At 63.6% G+C, this 16,224-nt stretch carries 13 protein-coding genes and 1 pseudogene; 6 read left to right on the top strand and 8 right to left on the bottom strand.

Annotated elements, in window-relative coordinates; genetic code table 11:
• Nucleotide 1 precedes the first annotated feature (1 nt).
• Nucleotides 2-1,558 (bottom strand): CYTH and CHAD domain-containing protein, encoded by a 1,557-nt coding sequence (locus DTX69_RS14370; protein WP_162917176.1) that lies wholly within the window; start codon nt 1,556-1,558, stop codon nt 2-4.
• A 238-nt stretch (nt 1,559-1,796) separates the two neighbouring features.
• Between DTX69_RS14370 and DTX69_RS14365 the strand changes: the two genes are divergently transcribed.
• On the top strand, nt 1,797-2,264 hold the full coding sequence (locus tag DTX69_RS14365) for a c-type cytochrome (RefSeq protein WP_119302230.1): 468 nt from the start codon (nt 1,797-1,799) through the stop codon (nt 2,262-2,264).
• Nucleotides 2,265-2,267: 3 nt separating this feature from the next.
• On the opposite strand, the gene DTX69_RS14360 is transcribed toward DTX69_RS14365, so the two are convergent.
• On the bottom strand, nt 2,268-2,969 hold the full coding sequence (locus DTX69_RS14360; protein ID WP_162917175.1) for a cytochrome b/b6 domain-containing protein: 702 nt from the start codon (nt 2,967-2,969) through the stop codon (nt 2,268-2,270).
• Nucleotides 2,966-3,895, bottom strand: coding sequence for a LysR family transcriptional regulator (locus tag DTX69_RS14355; RefSeq protein ID WP_119302228.1), 930 nt, complete (start codon nt 3,893-3,895; stop codon nt 2,966-2,968). The genes DTX69_RS14360 and DTX69_RS14355 overlap by 4 nt, the downstream gene beginning before the upstream one ends.
• A gap of 123 nt (nt 3,896-4,018) precedes the next feature.
• On the opposite strand from DTX69_RS14355, the gene wrbA reads away from it, so the two are divergent.
• The gene (wrbA, locus tag DTX69_RS14350) at nt 4,019-4,627 is read left to right on the top strand and encodes an NAD(P)H:quinone oxidoreductase (RefSeq protein WP_119302227.1); all 609 of its coding nucleotides are present in this window, start codon (nt 4,019-4,021) and stop codon (nt 4,625-4,627) included.
• On the opposite strand, the gene DTX69_RS14345 is transcribed toward wrbA, so the two are convergent.
• Entirely contained in the window at nt 4,624-5,724 is a 1,101-nt protein-coding gene (locus tag DTX69_RS14345; RefSeq protein ID WP_162917174.1) for a Gfo/Idh/MocA family protein, read from the bottom strand. The two genes, wrbA and DTX69_RS14345, sit on opposite strands and share 4 nt — an antisense overlap.
• A gap of 30 nt (nt 5,725-5,754) precedes the next feature.
• Nucleotides 5,755-6,738, bottom strand: a pseudogene (locus tag DTX69_RS30645) (methyltransferase).
• A gap of 179 nt (nt 6,739-6,917) precedes the next feature.
• Here DTX69_RS30645 and DTX69_RS14330 point away from each other — a divergent pair.
• The 4 genes from DTX69_RS14330 (at nt 6,918) to DTX69_RS14315 (ending at nt 11,677) form a co-directional block, all read left to right on the top strand.
• Nucleotides 6,918-8,081, top strand: coding sequence for a phosphoserine transaminase (locus DTX69_RS14330; RefSeq protein WP_119302223.1), 1,164 nt, complete (start codon nt 6,918-6,920; stop codon nt 8,079-8,081).
• A gap of 5 nt (nt 8,082-8,086) precedes the next feature.
• On the top strand, nt 8,087-9,664 hold the full coding sequence (gene serA, locus DTX69_RS14325; RefSeq protein ID WP_119302349.1) for a phosphoglycerate dehydrogenase: 1,578 nt from the start codon (nt 8,087-8,089) through the stop codon (nt 9,662-9,664).
• Nucleotides 9,665-9,727: 63 nt separating this feature from the next.
• A complete protein-coding gene (locus DTX69_RS14320) occupies nt 9,728-10,531 on the top strand; it encodes a polyphosphate kinase 2 family protein (protein WP_284735769.1) in 804 nt (267 codons plus the stop codon).
• An 84-nt stretch (nt 10,532-10,615) separates the two neighbouring features.
• Nucleotides 10,616-11,677: a glycosyltransferase family 61 protein gene (locus tag DTX69_RS14315; protein ID WP_119302221.1), complete on the top strand. Its 1,062-nt coding sequence runs from the start codon at nt 10,616-10,618 to the stop codon at nt 11,675-11,677.
• Between the two features lie 96 nt (nt 11,678-11,773).
• On the opposite strand, the gene DTX69_RS14310 is transcribed toward DTX69_RS14315, so the two are convergent.
• From DTX69_RS14310 to DTX69_RS14300, 3 genes are read right to left on the bottom strand one after another with little or no spacing between them, the layout of a single operon-like run.
• Nucleotides 11,774-12,961, bottom strand: coding sequence for an aminomethyltransferase family protein (locus tag DTX69_RS14310; protein ID WP_119302220.1), 1,188 nt, complete (start codon nt 12,959-12,961; stop codon nt 11,774-11,776).
• Entirely contained in the window at nt 12,958-14,520 is a 1,563-nt protein-coding gene (locus tag DTX69_RS14305) for a phytoene desaturase family protein (RefSeq protein ID WP_119302219.1), read from the bottom strand. Before DTX69_RS14305 ends, DTX69_RS14310 begins: the two co-directional genes overlap by 4 nt.
• Nucleotides 14,517-16,175: a phytoene desaturase family protein gene (locus DTX69_RS14300; RefSeq protein WP_119302218.1), complete on the bottom strand. Its 1,659-nt coding sequence runs from the start codon at nt 16,173-16,175 to the stop codon at nt 14,517-14,519. Before DTX69_RS14300 ends, DTX69_RS14305 begins: the two co-directional genes overlap by 4 nt.
• Between the last annotated feature and the right edge of the window lie 49 nt (nt 16,176-16,224).

Raw genomic sequence — 16,224 nt, 5'->3', positions numbered from 1 at the left:
CCTAGCGGCGCATGCGCCAGAACTGCTTGGTTTCCGCAAAGGTAGTCCAGATTTCTGCGCACTCTGCAATTCTTTCATGGGCAGCGTGGGTCTGCCATCCGACGACCATGCCTTGGATGCGCTGCAGGTTGTTCGGCTCCAGGGCGCCCTGCGCGCCGGCGCGCTCCGCCAAGTGTCGAACCAACTGCCGGCCAACCGCGCCGTCATTGACCGCGCCCAAGCAATCCTGCACGTCCGACAGGCGATCCTGGAAGCGCTTGGTCGCCTTCGGCTTGAACAGCGAGGAGAAGGCGAGCGAGACGTAGCGCAGCTTCTTGCCGAAGATGCGCAGGCGATGGAGTTCTGCATCCGGCAGCTCCGACCAGCGCTCGCCCAGCTTCATGAGGCGCTTGTAGCGCTTCTGGAGCAGCCGCTCGGCGAAATCGCGGACCGGCGCGTCCAGGATCGGACCGGCCAGCGCATGCCGCCATGCGCCATCGTGCAGCCCCTGGAACAATTGCAGCTGCATGGCCGCGTAGCGCGGGTTGTGCAGGGCCTGGATCGCCTCCCGCCGCGCGACAGCCCGCCCTTCGTTCGCCACTTGCAGGAAGCGCTGGAATGCTTCGTCGTGCTGCAGGTGGGATGACATCTGGGACAGGGTCTCCAGCACCAGGACGTCCAGGTCGCGCGCCGGCCCGCAGGCGCGCTGCGCCCACCGCAGATCGATCGACCAGGCGGCATGGACGGTATCGTCGATCAACTCGCGATAGGCGCCGACAATGGCGCGTAACCGCCGCAAGGCGACGCGGAACTGATGGATTGCTTCGACCGCGCCAGTTGCCAGCATTGCAGCCTCGTTGGCCTGCATCTGCGCAATACAGCCGGCAACGATCTTCTCGAAGGCGGTCGCGACCGTGTCGTCGTCGGTCAGCTTGACCGGCGCCGCCTTCTGCGGCTGCGGCGAAGCGGCATCGGCCAAAGCGTAGCCGCGCGCAGCCTTGGTCACGTGACCAAGGCGGAACGGCACGATATCCAGCAACTCCTCGGCCGCACCCCAGAGATCGATGTGATTGCCTCCTTTGAGCTCAAGCTCGAGCTCATGGATCGGCTCTTCGCGATCGCCGGCGAGAATGCTGCCGCGATCCAGTGAGACCTCTATTTCCGACTCGCGATAGGGCAACCGCCAGGAGGTTCGCTCGAAATTTGTCAAGAAGACCGGCTGCAATTTCGGCCAAATGCCCTGCCGCAGCTCGCGTGCCAGGGCGCGATCGCCGACCTTCGCCAGGCTCGGCTGATCGTTGGGAAGCTCCGCCTCCAGTTCCCGAAAGCTTTGCAGCCCAAGCGCGCTGCCATTGGGCACTTTCAGCGTCTGGATCCGCTTGCGGCCAATCTCGCGCACGCGCAGCGCTATGCCGCGCTTGGCCAGATCGCGCTCCGCCGTGTCGAAATACACGTTGCGAAGAACCTTCTTGGTTCCCTTGGAGCGCAAACTCGGTTGCAGACGCGTCAATAAAAGGCGTGAATCGAACCCTTGGAGCGTCTGCGGCAACTGCAGCTTCAGCTCCGTCTCAATCGGCATGCCGTCCCCGTGCGCTTTCTCCTTTGTGGCGCGCACCATAAAGTGCAGCCTCTGCGCAAGAAAGTTACAGAACTACGTCAGTTCCGTGACAGTTCTCGGTCAGTCCGGCACATGATAGGTCACAAGGACGTGAGCGGCTAGGACACATCATGTCCCAGTCAATGGCGGGCTGTTAGTGTAACTCTGTCAGTGGCTTATTGGTTTCAGTGTCATCTTTCCAAGAAGGGGAACTCGTCAGATGAAGGGACGCATCTCGAAGCTTAGCGCCGTGGCGCTAGCCTCGGCCATCGGTTTTGCCACCCTCGCCACGCTGGTGCAGGCAGCGGATCCGATTTCCGAGCGCCGGGAAGCGATGAAGGGGAATGGCAAGGCCATGAAGGCGATCAACACCGCGCTGGAAAACGGTGGTTCTGCCGCCGAGTTGGCCCCTCACGCCAACCAGATCAACGACACGGCGATGAAGCTGGCGACCCTCTTCCCCGCCGGAACCGATCAGCCGCAAGGCAAGGATCCCGGCCATACCATGGCCAAGCCGGAGATCTGGCAGAAGCCAGATGACTTCGCAGCCGCGGTGAAGAAGTTCCAGGAAGAAGCCGCCATGTTCAAGACCGCCGTCGCCGGGGGGGACATGGGCGTGATTAAGGCCGAGTTCGAAAAGCTGGGCGGCGCCTGCGGCAGCTGCCACAAAGCTTTCCGCGCGAAATAAGGACTAGCTCATCAAGGTGAGATGGATCGTCGCCGGGACTGCAGCGGCGATCACGATACAGGCAAGGGCGCGCCACCAAGGCGCGCTCTTTGTGCTCCCGCTCTGCTCCGCCATGCGCGCAATCGAGCGCGGCAGGCGCGCCCGCCCCAGGATCATCGCACGCACCAGATTCTCGCGCTTGAAGAAGCGGTAGATAACGATGACGGCGATATGCAGCAGCACCAGCGCGAGCAGTACATTGGACAGCGGCTCGTGGATCTTCTCCAGGATCGAGCCGAACCACTCCGGCCATCTTCCATAAAGCGGACCTTCGAACAGGATGTCGTCGGTCGAGCTCATACCTGACACCGCCTGCAAACCGACCAGAACCAGGACCGCGGCCACCATGAGCCCACCCGCCGCATTGTGCCCATAGGTGTAAGACGGCAGGCGATTCCCAAAGGACCTGCGCAGGTGTTCCAACGCGGCACCGGGCCAGCGCAAAAAATGCGCGAACCGCGCTGTCGGACTGCCGACGAGGCCCCACAGCAGGCGGAAGATCACTAAGCCGAGCAGCACCATCCCGCTCTGATAGTGCAGATCGCGGTTGCCAAACTGACCCGACGCCCAGGAGAGAAAGAAGAACACGGCAAAGGCCCAGTGGAACAGCCGGACCGGCAAGTCCCACATCGGCACATCGACCAGCGGCTCCTTCTCTTCGCTCATCGCCGTTCCTTGCGGTGGTGGGCGGATGCCCGGTCGCATTGCCCCGTCAGATGCTGCGCCGCCATGTCCATGAAAGCGCGCAACTTGGGAGATTGGTGTCGGTTGGCCGGATAGATAAGATAGAGATCGTGCGGCTCGGCCTGGTAGTCCTCCAGGATAAGTTTCAGGCGGCCGGCACGGATATCGTCCCCGACGGTAAAGTCGGGCAGGAATGCGATGCCCATGCCGGCATGCAGGAACGACATCAGGAACTGCCCATTGTTGGACTGGATACCGCCATTCACGCGCACGGTCACACTCTTGTTGCCGGACAGAAATTTCCAATCATACGGCGATGTGGAGAGGGTGTAGATCAAGCATGCGTGATTCTTAAGTTCTTCCGGCGTCTTCGGCGTCCCCATGCGCTTCAGATAACTCGGCGCGGCGCAAACGGAGCGCGTGATCTTGCAGAGCCGGCGCGCGATCAAGCTGGAATCCGGCAGATTGGTGCGGATGCGCAGGGCGACGTCGAACCCCTCCTCGATCAGATCGACGAAACGGTCGTTCAGCTCCACCTGTATCTCGAGTTTGGGATAGCGCTGCGCTATGGCGCAGATCACAGGGCCTAGTACGGCATTGCCGAAATTGACCGGCGCGCTGATCCGCAGGCGCCCGCTCGGCTCCGCCTGCAGGTTGCGCACCTCCGCCTCGACCTCGGTCAGGTCGTCCAGCAGGCGGACGCAATTCTCGAAATAGCGTCGCCCTGCATCGGTGGCGTTGAGGCGCCGGGTCGTGCGCTGAAGCAGCGCGGTTCCGAAATGCGCCTCCAGCTCCGCCACCTGCTTGGAGACAGCGGCCTTCGAGAGACCAAGCCGACGCGCTGCTGCCGAGAAGCCGCCCGTCTCCACCACGGTGCGGAAGGTGCGCATGGCGCTCAGGCGATCCATCGGTGATTCCTCATTGTCTACCAAGCATGAACAATCCGATCGCGAGGATGCGGATACTCACGGAGCCGCGCAAGACCATATCGTCTCGCCACAAGCACGATTCACATTCGGACGAGGCGCGAAATGACGAAGGTTCTGGTGCTCTATTATTCGACCTACGGCCACCTGGAGACGATGGCGAAGGCCGTCGCCGAGGGCGCGAAATCGGTGTCCGGCGTCCAGGTCGACGTCAAGCGCGTGCCGGAACTGGTGCCGGAAGATGTCGCAAAGAAATCCGGCATGAAGCTCGACCAAGTTGCCCCGATCGCGACCGTGGACGAGCTTCCACAATATGATGCGATCATTTTTGGCGCACCGACCCGCTTCGGCATGATGTCGGCGCAGATGCGCAATTTCCTCGACCAGACCGGCGGGCTATGGGTCACCGGCGCACTGATCGGAAAGGTCGGCAGCGTCTTCACCTCGACCGCGACCCAGCACGGCGGCCAGGAGAGCACCATCCTCTCCTTCCACACCACGCTGCTGCACCAGGGCATGGTGATCGTCGGCCTACCCTATTCCTGCAAGACACAAATGCGGCTCGACGAGATCACCGGCGGCTCGCCCTACGGCGCCAGCACCATTGCCGGCGGTGACGGCAGCCGCCAGCCGACCGAGGGCGAGCTCTCGATGGCGCGTTTCCAAGGCGAGCACGTGGCGAAGATCGCGGCCAGGCTGAGCGGCAACACCTAACGCGCAGCAGCGGCCTTCCGGAAGGCCGAGATCAACAATTCGATATCGCAGCGCGCCTGCTCGACGGGAGTCGAGACGGGCGCGTCGCCGCATGCGGCGGCATGAAATGCCCGCAGCTGCTCCCGAAAGGCTTCTTCATAGCTCGGGCGATAATCGACCGTCTCCAGCGCATGCCTGCCAGCGCCGTGCTTCACCGTCAAGCGGGTCGGCTCATGGCGTAGATACGGTGCCGGAAACACCAGCTCGATGATCCGGTCCGTGCAATAGGCCGTCACGCGCTCGGTATAGTCCGGCACCCCGGGCAGCGTCAGGTGCGTGATCGACACGCGCCCGCCGCTGGCCAAGCCGAAGGCAAGCTGCACGCCGCGCCCGTCATCGAACCAGGCAGCCTGATCGACCGCGCGCGGCATCTCGCTTCCGAGATGCGCGAGCATGCCGTGTACTACGGCGACGTCATGCACCATCGCGGACAGATAGCCGCTGCCCAAGGCGCGCGCTGCGCTCTCCGTCAGATCGGATCCCGCCGACTGACGAAGCTGGACCGCAGTCGCAGCACGCGATTCACTGCGCAGCGCAGCGGGAATATCGTTCGGCCAGGTCATCGGCAGATGTGCGATGAAGGGCTCGAAATCGGGATCGTTGACCTCCACCGAGATCAGCTTCACGTCCGCGAGATCGGGGAGCAGCTCCAACGCACGCTTGTAGGCGGGATCGTGCCGTTTCATGTACGCGACCTGCAGCACACGACCGGACCTGTCGCGCGCCGCGGCAATCCGATCACATCCTGGAAGGGTCAGAGCTAGTGGCTTCTCGCATAGCACATGGAGGCCCGCTTCCAGAGCCGCGACCGCGAGATCCGGATGAAGCGCATCCGGTGCAGCAATCACGACCGCGTCGAGGCCGCGGGTCAGCAATCCATTGATGTCGGCGCATACGTGCTGCAGCCCGTAACGCTGCTTGATCGCCTCGCGCACGGACGCGGACGCGTCCGCCAAAGCTACGAACTCGAACCGCTCGCGCTCTTCCCACAGATAGAAGGCGTGCTCAGCCTGCCCTACCAGCCCGGCACCGACCAAGCCAACGCGAAGTCTTTTCATGATGGATCGCTCCCCCCATGCGCCCATCGATCATGATGCCGCACATTCCAATACGCAAATTCCAATAGACGTGGGCGTCAGTTGCCGCAGCGTGAGGCCGGCGGAGGACAGGAGCTGCTCGAATTCGCGCCGTGAGCGTTCCCGGCCCGTCGTGTTGATCAGCATGTTGACATCCATGAACTTCGCAATGTGCGGTCCGTTGTCCTCCGGGATCACATGCTCGATGATGAGGACACGCCCGCCCGTGGCCATCGCTCACCGACAATTCCGTAGAAGGCGAATGCACCGGTCGTCGGGCCAATCATGCAGGATGAATTTGAGGACGTAGAGATCGGCCCCGGCCGGCACTGCTTCGAAGAAGTCGCCGCCGAGCAGCCTGCATCGGTCGCTCACACCGGCCTGGTCGAGCAGCGGCTGCGCCGTTGCGATCACCTCCGGCATATCGAGCAGAACTCCATGCATGTCAGGATTGGCGCGCAAGATGCCGGCGAGGAGCGCGCCGCGTCCGCCGCCCACATCGACCAGCTCGCGAACGCCAGCGAAATCGTAGGTGGCCAGGACGGCGTCGACGGAAGCAGCCGTCTGGCCGGCCATGAACGTGTTGAACGTCGCGGCGGCATCCGGCTGGCGCTTCAGGTAGTCGAAGATGTCCTCACCAAACGCCACATGGAACGCAGAGGTCCCCGTTCTGAGGCACTGCAGGAGATTTCCCCACGCCATCCAGCTCATCGCGCTGCCCATATAGATCGCGCGCGGCCTCATTGATCCCGGGACGTCCGACCGCAGCCAATATGAGCGCTCCGTCAACGCAAAAAGATCACCGGGTTGCTCCTCGAACACGCCCTCGCTCGCCAGATAGCGCAGGACGCGTGTGAGATAGCCCTCATGCGTGCCGCTCAGTCGCGCAAGGTCGGAGGCGGTCTTGGGGCCATGGGACAGGTGATCCGCGATCCCAAGCTCTGCCACCGCCGAGACGGCCATCGTCACAGAAAATCCAGTGATGAGGCGTCGCATTTCCGCGGCGCCAAGTGCTCCTTGCATATGCGCCTCCCATCCACATCCGGCAGGGTGATCGATTAGGTGCGGATGGGCGCTGGCCAAATGGCGCAATTGACATCCAGCCCACCTTATGCCATGGCAAACGTGGGCCACGCTCCCCCACCGGAGCGCATCGTTCTGGAAGGGACGCAAACGTGAATAAACCCGCTTTGCGGCCGGCTCGGCCGTATTTTTCGTCCGGACCCTGCGCCAAGCGCCCCGGCTGGACCCCCGAAATCCTCTCGACTGCAGTTCTCGGACGATCGCACCGTTCGGCCACCGGCAAGTCCAAGCTCGCCGAGGTCATTCAGCTGAGCCGCGATGTGCTCGGCATCCCGGCCGACTATCGGCTTGGCATCGTGCCGGCCTCTGATACCGGCGCGGTTGAGATGGCCTTGTGGTCCCTGCTCGGCCCGCGCCGCGTCACCGTGCTGGCCTGGGAGAGCTTCAGCAGCGAATGGGCCAGCGACGTCGCGCAGGAACTGAAGCTGACTCCGCATGTGCTGCGCGCCAATTACGGCCAATTGCCTAACCTTTCCACCATCGACTGGTCGCATGACGTGGTGTTCGCGTGGAACGGTACGACCTCCGGCGTTTGCGTGCCGGACGGGGAGTGGATTCCGGCCGATCGCCAGGGGCTCGCGATCTGCGATGCGACCTCCGCCGTGTTCGCGATGGACGTTCCCTGGGCCAAGCTCGATGTCGTCACCTGGTCATGGCAGAAGGTGCTGGGTGGCGAAGCGGCGCATGGCATGATCGCGCTGTCGCCGCGCGCGGCGGAAAGACTCGCCACGCATCGCCCGCCCTGGCCGATTCCCAAGATCTTCCGCATGGCCAAGGACGGCAAGCTGATCGAAGGCATCTTCAAGGGCGACACCATCAACACGCCCTCGCTGCTCTGCGTAGAGGACCAGATCGACGCGCTCAAATGGGCGCAGAAGATCGGCGGCCTGTCGGCGCTGATCGCGCGCTCGAAGGGCAATCTCGCGGCCCTTGAAGAGTGGGTCTCGTCATCCAAATGGGCGCGGTTCCTCACCGAGGATCCGAAGGCGCGCTCCAATACCAGCGTGTGCCTGAAGATCGTCGACAAGGATGTCGTCGCATTGCCGGCGGCGGACCAGGCCAAGTTTGCGTCCGCCATCGCCAACCTGCTGGAAAAGGAAGGCGTCGCCTACGACATCGGCGCCTATCGCGAGGCGCCGCCCGGGCTGCGCATCTGGTGCGGCGCCACCGTGGAGCAAGCCGATATCGAGCAGGTGACGCTCTGGCTCGACTGGGCCTTCGCCGAAGCCAAGAGCCAGATCGCGAACAAGGAATGACGGACATGCCAAAGGTTCTGATTGCGGATGAGCTTTCCCCCGCCGCGGTGCAGGTATTCCGCCACCGCGGCCTGGATGTCGACGAGAAGATCGGCCTCAAGCCCAAGGAGCTGCGGGAGATCATCGGCGAATATGACGGGCTCGCCGTCCGCTCCGCCACCAAAGTGACGCCGGAAGTGATTGCGGTCGCCAGGAAGCTCAAGGTCGTCGGCCGCGCCGGCATCGGCATCGACAACATCGACCTCAAAGCCGCCACCGCCGCCGGCATCTGCGTGATGAACACGCCGTTCGGCAATTCCATCACCACGGCGGAGCATGCGATCGCCATGATGATGGCGCTCGCCCGCCATATCCCGCAGGCCGATCGCTCGACCCATGCCGGCAAGTGGGAAAAGTCGAAATTCATCGGCGTAGAGCTCTATGCCAAGACGCTTGGCCTCATCGGCTGCGGCAACATCGGCTCGATCGTCGCCGACCGGGCGCAGGGCCTGAAGATGAAGGTGGTTGCCTATGACCCCTTCCTGTCGCCGGACCGCGCGGTCGACCTCGGCGTCGAGAAGGTGGAGCTGGATGAGCTGTACAGCCGCGCGGACTTCATCTCGCTGCACACGCCGCTGACCGACCAGACCCGCGCCATGATCAACAAGGAGGCGCTCGCCAAGTGCCAGCCGGGCGTGCGGATCATCAATTGCGCGCGTGGCGGGCTGATCGTGGAAGAGGATCTACGGGCTGCCCTCGACAGCGGCCAGGTCGGCGGTGCGGCGCTGGACGTGTTCTCCGAGGAACCGGCCACATCGAACGTGCTGTTCAACCATCCGCACGTCGTGACCACGCCGCACCTCGGCGCTTCGTCGACCGAAGCGCAGCTGAATGTCGCGCTGCAGGTGGCGGAGCAGATGTCGGACTTCCTGCTGCATGGCGCTGTCACCAACGCGCTCAACATGCCGTCGGTCACGGTGGAGGAAGCGCCGCGCCTGCGACCCTATCTTAAGCTCGCAGAGCAGCTCGGTTCGTTCGCCGGGCAGGTGACGGAGGACCCGATCAAGCGCATCGTCGTCGAATACGAAGGCCACGCCGCGGCGCTCAACATCAAGCCGCTGACCGGAACGATCCTGCAGGCCGTGCTGCGCAACTCGCTGGACAATGTGAACATGATCAATGCTGCTCATATCGCCAAGGAGCGGGACATCCAGGTGAGTGAGATGCGTACGGAGCGCGAAGGCGATTACCATACCCTGATCCGGCTGACCGTCGAGACCGATCATTTCACCCGCGACCTTGCCGGCACCCTGTTCGCGGAGAAGCGCCCGCGCCTGGTGCAGATCAAGGGCATCAATGTCGATGCCGAGCTTGGGCCGCACATGCTCTATGTCACCAACGAGGACAAGCCGGGCATGATCGGCAACCTGGGCAAGACGCTGGGCGACAGCGGGATCAACATCGCGACCTTCGCTCTCGGCCGCTCGGCTCCCGGCCAGGACGCCATCGCGCTCATCGAGATCGACGGGGCGATTCCCGTGCCGGTTCTGGAAAAGGTGCGCACGCTGCCCAATGTTCGCCAGGCGAAGGCGTTGGTGTTCTAACCGCGCTGCCTTGCCAGAGCGGCGTGATTCAGGCTGAGTCGGGAGATGGGGAACACCGCTCAGATGGCGAAGTCGATTCGGCTGAAGTCGCTCCCGCCTCTACCGGAGCGCAGCAAAGAGGAGAATGATCGGCTGGTGAAGGCGCACCAGGAGACTCTGGTGCGCATCCAGCAGGCCCTGCTCTTCTCCGGCCAGCGCGCGGTGGTCGTGTTCGAGGGTATGGATGCCGCGGGCAAGGGCGGCACCATCCGTCGCCTTGCGTGGGCCATGGACCCCCGCTCGCTCAAGGTCTGGCCGATCGGCGCGCCCAACGAGATCGAGGCCAAGCAGCACTACCTGCAGCGCTTCTGGACGCGCCTGCCGGAGAAAACGCAGATCGCCGTGTTCGACCGCTCCTGGTACGGGCGGGTGCTGGTCGAGCGGGTCGAGGGATTGACGCCGGCGCAAAACTGGCGCCGAGCCTACCAGGAGATCAACGCCTTCGAGCAGCAGTTGGTCGACGACGGCATCCGCGTGGTGAAGATCTTCCTCCACATCAGCAAGGAGCAGCAGCGCAAAGAGCTCATCGAGCGGCTGCGCGATCCGCTGAAGCGCTGGAAGCTGAGCTACGATGATTTCCGCAATCGCGCCCGCTGGAGCGACTACGTCGAGGCGATCGAAGACATGTTCGATCGCACCAACACCAAGGCCGCCCCCTGGGACGTGGTACCTTCCGACGACAAGCCGGCGGCGCGGGCGCAGGCGCTCGGCATCCTGGTGAAACGGCTTAGCAAAGGCCTCGATCTGTCGCTTCCGCCCTTGGACCGGAAGGTCGCTCGCATGGCACTGAAAATGCTCGGGAAAAATGCCGTAAAATCAGCGCGCTAATCGGCGAGATCGCAGCTACGTCTTAGCCGGCAATGGAACCACGTTGCCTTGACATCCTTGGCAAGGCCTGGAAACCGTTTTGCGATGGCTGCCCCGACTCACATCGCCACGACCGAGCCGCGCTGCGTAACCCTGCGCGATGCGATCGCAACGCCGTTCGCCCTGGCCTCCCCTGACCAGGCGCGAGACCAGCCATCGCCGCCGACCGGCGTCAAAGGCCACACACTTGGCTGCCTCTATGAGGCGGGCGGCGCGCGGGTCGATCTGTCGATAGGACAGACTTCGATCGATCCCGCAGTGCTGCCGCCGGAGCAGCGCGGCGGCAGTTGGCTCAATGGCCGGACACTCTATCTCGGCCTCATCATGGACCACTATGGACGTTTCATCACCGAAAGCCTGTCGCGCTACTGGCTGAAGGATGCCGGGCCGTTCGACCATTTCGTGGCCTATCCCTTCGACGACGAGACCGGAAACATCCACATGCAGGACTTCCACCGTTATCTGGCGGGCCTGCTGGATGTGCCGCTCGACCGCATGACGATGCTACGCAGCCAGACCGTGTTCGACGAGATCGTCGTCCCGGAGCAGCTCTGGGTCTACGACCGGCATGTGAATGCCCATATGCGCGCGGTCTACGAGCGCATCCGGAGCCGTCACACAGGCAACAAGTCCAGCGGCCGCATCTTCCTGTCGCGCGCGCCATCCGAGCGGCTCGGCAATCCGTTCGCGGTGGAAGACGTGTTCGCGGGCTTCGGGTTCCGCATCGTCTATCCCGAGCACATGCCGATGGCGGAGCAGCTGTCGCTCTTCGCGAATTGCGAGGTCCTGGCGGGCCTGTCGAGCAGCTTTATGCACAATTGCCTGTTCGCCCGGCCTGGCCTGCTGACGATCGAAGTGGGGGACAAGCGGGCGCGTCGCACACCACCGCTCATGCAGCGCATGGCGAACGAGCTGGCGCAGGTCGAGGCGCACTTCATTCCCTTCGGCGAGGGAACCGAAGCCAACATAAAACCGAAGACCGTGCGAAAGCACCTGCGCACCATCCTGGGCGAGCTGGAACGGCGTGGACCGGTTCTGCTGCTGCGGCTCAAACGCGCTCTCGGCCGATCAAAGGCCGGCGACAAATCGCGACAGCAAGCCAGCTAGATGGATCGCGCAGATCGACCGTTCCCCTTTACCGTCATGGTCGTGCTTGGCACGAAGGTGACCCGACACTTTCTTTGCAATTGGACTTTGGCTGAATCACGCCGACTTGCGCGGCGGGTCGTAGAACATCCGGTTGGCGGCCCGGCAGCGCACCATGGAGCGCTCGATCTTGTGCTCCTTGTGGTACCAGATCTCGATCCACATCTCGGTGCCCGGCTTGGCATAGGCAGACGGCACGCGGGCGAAGGCGATGTTTTTCTTGAGTGTCGGCGACCAGCAGGCCGAGGTGGTGAGGCCGAGCTCGCGCCTGCCCTTCCGATCGGCATAGAGGAACGACCCCGGCGCGGGTTTGCGGCCTTCGATCTCGATGCCGGTCAGCACGTAACGGCTCAAGCCCTGCTCCTTCTCGCGCTTCAGCGCGCGCTTGCCAACGAAGTAGCCCTCCTTGTTGAGGTTGACCGTCCAGCCGATGCCGAGCTCGTAGGGCGACATGCGGTTGCTCGGCCTCAGCGCATGCAACGCGCCGGAATAATCCACGTCGATCAGGATAAAGCCGGCTTCAATCCGCGCGGTCTCTAGTGCTTGCGCGCCGATCGGCGCGATCTTGTGGTCGCGCCCAACCTCGAACAGCCGATCCCATAGCCAGAGCGCATCATCCGGCTTCACCCAGATCTCGTACCCGAGGTCGCCGGTAAAGCCGGCGCGGTCGATGCGCAGCCAGCGGCCCTGCAGCTCCAACTCCAGGATGCCAAAACGCGGCAGATGGTCGATGCCATTGATGCCGAAAGCGCGCAGGACGTCGCGCGATTGCGGGCCTTGCAATGACAGGCCGCAGAGTTCGTTCGAAGCTTCTTGGATCTCCACCTCGAAGCCGTAGGCGACCTGCTCCAACCAGTGCAGCTGATCCTTCGCGGAGTTGAGCAGGAAATCGTTCTCGCCGAACCGGAAGATCGTGCCCTCCTCCACCAGCATGCCGTCGTCCTGGCACCAGGCAGTATAGAAGGCGTGCATCGGCTTGATCTTCGAGAGGTCGCGCGTGATCAGGTGGTTTACGTAATCCGCAGCCTGCCGGCCGCGAATGCGATACTTGATCAGCGGCGAGACATCATAGACCGAGGCGCCGTTGCGGATGGTGAAGTATTCCGACTGCACGGACTCGAATGCCGCCGGCGAATAATGCCCGGTCCAGCGCATCCAGTGACTGCCATGCATCAGCGCTTCGATCCGCGGATGGAACGGCGTCTTGCGCAGAAAGGGCGTCAGATGCTCGACGTAGGCGGTCATGCCACCCTCCGTGCACGCACATCCTTGAGGATCTCGCGCGCGGCATTGTAGCCGGGCGCCCCGGAGATATTGCCGCCGGGATGCGCACCGGCGCCGCACAGATAGACACCAGGCACCGGCATGCGATAATCCTGCGCCTGGCCGGCGGGCCGCAGGAACAGTACCTGGTCGAGCGTGATCTCGCCGTGATGCCACTGGCCGCCGCTCATGCCGAACTGGGCTTCGAGGTCGTGCGGCGTCAGCACCTCCATCGCGGTCACGCGCTGCTTGATCCCTGGCGCCACCTCCTCCAGGACAGCGAGGCTACGCTCGCCGATCTGCCGGCGCGCTTCGTTGACCGACGTCTCGCGTATGCGATAGGGGCAGTATTGCGCCACGATGGAGGCGACATGCTTGCCGGCGGGTGCGAGCGACGGATCGCTGAGGGTCGGGATCACGAGTTCCAAAGCCGGACGATCCGAAACGCGGCCATACTTCGCGCAATCATAGGCGCGCTCGATGTCGTCGGGCCGCGGCGCCACGACGATGCGGCCGCGCCTATCCGTCAGCGCCTCCGGCAGGCCATCCAGCGCCAAGTGGATCTTCGCCGTGCAGCCATTCATCCGCATGTGGCGGATGCGCGAGACGAACATGGTGTCGAGATTGCGCGGGCCGATGAACTGCAGGGCGGTCCGCTGCGGGTCCGCGTTGGAAACCACGCGCGGCGCCCGCACTTCCTCGCCGGTCGAGAGTACCACGCCGGCCGCGGCGTCATTCTCGATCAGGATGTGATCGACGGCCGCGCTTGTGCGGATGGTTGCGCCGGCAATCTGCGCAGCCTTGGCAAGCGCGTGGGTGACAGCGCCCATGCCGCCTTTGGGCAGCAGGAGCCCGCCTTGCCCGTTCGCACCGAGGCTGGACAATCGATAAAGCAGGTTGAACACCGTGCTCGGCGAGCGCGGTCCCAGCGCCAAGCCCAGCACGCCCTCGAAGCACAGCAGCCCCCGCACCGCCTCACTCTCGAAGTAATCGCCGGCGAGGTCGTTGACGTTCATGGTGAGGATGCGGGTCAGCTCCAGCATGTCCTTTCTGCCGAGGCGACGCATCGCCCAGGCGAACTTGCCGAGATTGAGCTTGCCCTCCCAATCCATCTTGGCGATGTCCGGCCGCGGTGGCGTGTGGAGCGCATAGGACGCGAGCGCATCGGCCATGCGCGCGAGACGGGACATGACAACTGGATACGCCTCCGCGTCGGCGCGGCTGAGCGCGGCAATGGAAGCGGCATCGCCGACATCAATGCTGCGACCGCCCGGTAGCAATGAGCGCGTCGAAACGCGCTCTGCTTTCAGATCGAGGCCGTATCGCGCCAGATTGAGATCGCGCGCGATGGTCGGATGCATCGCATGCAGCAGGTGAGCGACGCTGGAGACCTGGTAACCCGGCACGAACTCGCGTGTGACAGCCGCTCCCCCGACCTGCGGCGCGCCTTCCAGCACCTTGACCTTGAGGCCAGCTTTCGCGAGATAGGCAGCAGTAACTAGTCCATTGTGTCCAGCGCCGATGATGATGGCATCGGTCATTGCACCACCCCGCGCTTGAAGTCCTTCAGCATCTCCGTCGCCGCATTGGCGCCGGGCGCGCCCATGACGCCGCCGCCGGGATGAGTGCCGGAGCCGCACATATAGAAGTTGTCGAACGGCCCGCGATACTGCCCCATGCCGGGGAACGGCCGGTTGAACAGCAGCTGATCCAAGGTGAGCTCGCCGTGGAAGATGTTGCCCTCGGTCATGCCGACTTCGTTCTCGATGTCCCAGGGCGTGCGGCACTGCACATGCAGCACGAGCTTGCGGAAGCCCGGTGCATGCAGCTCGATCGTGTCCAGCACGTCCTTCTCGTATTGCCCCTTCATCTCCGGGGTCCACGGCCCTTCGGCGAGCTGATAGGGCACGTACTGAACGAACACGGACATGAAGTGCTTGCCCGGCGGTGCCATGGTCGGATCAACGGTGGTTGGGATTACGCAATCCAGGAACGGACGCTTGGACCAGCTTCCGTATTTGTAGTCGTCGAAGGCGCGCTCGATGTAGTCGAAGTCGCCACCGATATCGACGGTGCCATAGGCGGCTTCCTTCCCGAGGCCGGCGAACTCCGGCAGTCCGTCGAGCGCGATGTTCAGCTTCCCCGACGAGCCGCGGATCTTGTAGTTCCTGGCGTAGCGATGGATGTCAGGATCAATCGCGTCGAGATCGCCCTTGTCGATCAGTTTCAAGTAGGTGCGCTTGGGGTCGGCGTTGCTGACGATCGAGCGCCCATAAATCTCCTCGCCAGATTTCAGCGCGACACCGACGGCTTTGCCGTTCCTGACGATGATCTTATCGACTTCCGCATCGACGCGGATCTCGACGCCCGCCTCTACAGCAGCGGCGGCTATTGCCTTGCTGACCGAGCCCATGCCGCCGCGCGCAAAGCCCCAGGCGCCGATCTGCCCGTCCACTTCACCCATGTAGTGGTGCAGCAGAACGTACGCGGTGCCCGGCGAGTAAGGGCCAAGAGCAGTGCCGATGATCGAGGACGCGGCGGCGAGGCCCTTCCAGCGCGGCGTCTCGAAATACTGGTCCAGGAAATCGGCGACTGACATCGACCAGAAGCGAATCATGTCGTACATGTGGCGCTCGCCCAGCTGCCCGAATTCCCGCGCGATGCGCAGCAGGCCATCCAGATCCTCGCGATGGCCCCAGGGATTGATGCGGTTCTGCACGAAGGGATTGATCTGCGTCGGGTCGGGCGGCGTCATCAGCAGCATGCGCTTGATGAAGCGGCAATGGCGGCTGATCTCCACCGCATATTCGTCGTACGCCTCGGCATCGCGGATCGAATGGCGTCGCAGCGATTCCCGCGTGCGGTCGTGGTCGTTGTAGTAGATGATCCCCTCGCCCTCCGGGTTGGGGGCGGAGTTGATGTCGTAGGGGATGACCTGCAGGCCATGCCGCGGCAGATCGAGGAAGCGGAAGATCTCCGGCCTCAGCAGCGAGCAGACATAGGAGCAGGTCGAGTAGATGAAGCCCGGATACTTCTCTTCCGACACGGCGGCGCCGCCGACCTTCTCGCGCCGCTCCAGCACCAGCACCTTCAGCTTGTTCTTGCCGACCTTCTCGCCGCCTTTGGCGAGATAGGCCGCGCAGGTCAGGCCGTTGTGGCCGCCGCCGATGATGATTGCGTCATAGCCCTGCTGCATCGCGCGGCCCTCGAAAACGAACCTCTGCCGCGCTCCTCGCAGCAGCCGC

Source organism: Dongia deserti (assembly GCF_003574735.1).
In the GTDB taxonomy this organism is placed as follows: domain Bacteria; phylum Pseudomonadota; class Alphaproteobacteria; order Dongiales; family Dongiaceae; genus Dongia_A; species Dongia_A deserti.
This window is presented reverse-complemented; position numbering and strand designations above follow the sequence as displayed.

Coding starts and splice junctions, on each gene's coding strand:
- DTX69_RS14305 (WP_119302219.1), bottom strand. CDS start 14,520: ATGACCGATGCCATCATCATCGGCGCTGGACACAATGGACTAGTTACT.
- DTX69_RS14300 (WP_119302218.1), bottom strand. CDS start 16,175: ATGCAGCAGGGCTATGACGCAATCATCATCGGCGGCGGCCACAACGGC.
- DTX69_RS14365 (WP_119302230.1), top strand. CDS start 1,797: ATGAAGGGACGCATCTCGAAGCTTAGCGCCGTGGCGCTAGCCTCGGCC.
- DTX69_RS14355 (WP_119302228.1), bottom strand. CDS start 3,895: ATGGATCGCCTGAGCGCCATGCGCACCTTCCGCACCGTGGTGGAGACG.
- DTX69_RS14310 (WP_119302220.1), bottom strand. CDS start 12,961: ATGACCGCCTACGTCGAGCATCTGACGCCCTTTCTGCGCAAGACGCCG.
- DTX69_RS14315 (WP_119302221.1), top strand. CDS start 10,616: ATGGCTGCCCCGACTCACATCGCCACGACCGAGCCGCGCTGCGTAACC.
- DTX69_RS14320 (WP_284735769.1), top strand. CDS start 9,728: ATGGCGAAGTCGATTCGGCTGAAGTCGCTCCCGCCTCTACCGGAGCGC.
- DTX69_RS14370 (WP_162917176.1), bottom strand. CDS start 1,558: ATGCCGATTGAGACGGAGCTGAAGCTGCAGTTGCCGCAGACGCTCCAA.
- DTX69_RS14360 (WP_162917175.1), bottom strand. CDS start 2,969: ATGAGCGAAGAGAAGGAGCCGCTGGTCGATGTGCCGATGTGGGACTTG.
- wrbA (WP_119302227.1), top strand. CDS start 4,019: ATGACGAAGGTTCTGGTGCTCTATTATTCGACCTACGGCCACCTGGAG.
- serA (WP_119302349.1), top strand. CDS start 8,087: ATGCCAAAGGTTCTGATTGCGGATGAGCTTTCCCCCGCCGCGGTGCAG.
- DTX69_RS14345 (WP_162917174.1), bottom strand. CDS start 5,724: ATGAAAAGACTTCGCGTTGGCTTGGTCGGTGCCGGGCTGGTAGGGCAG.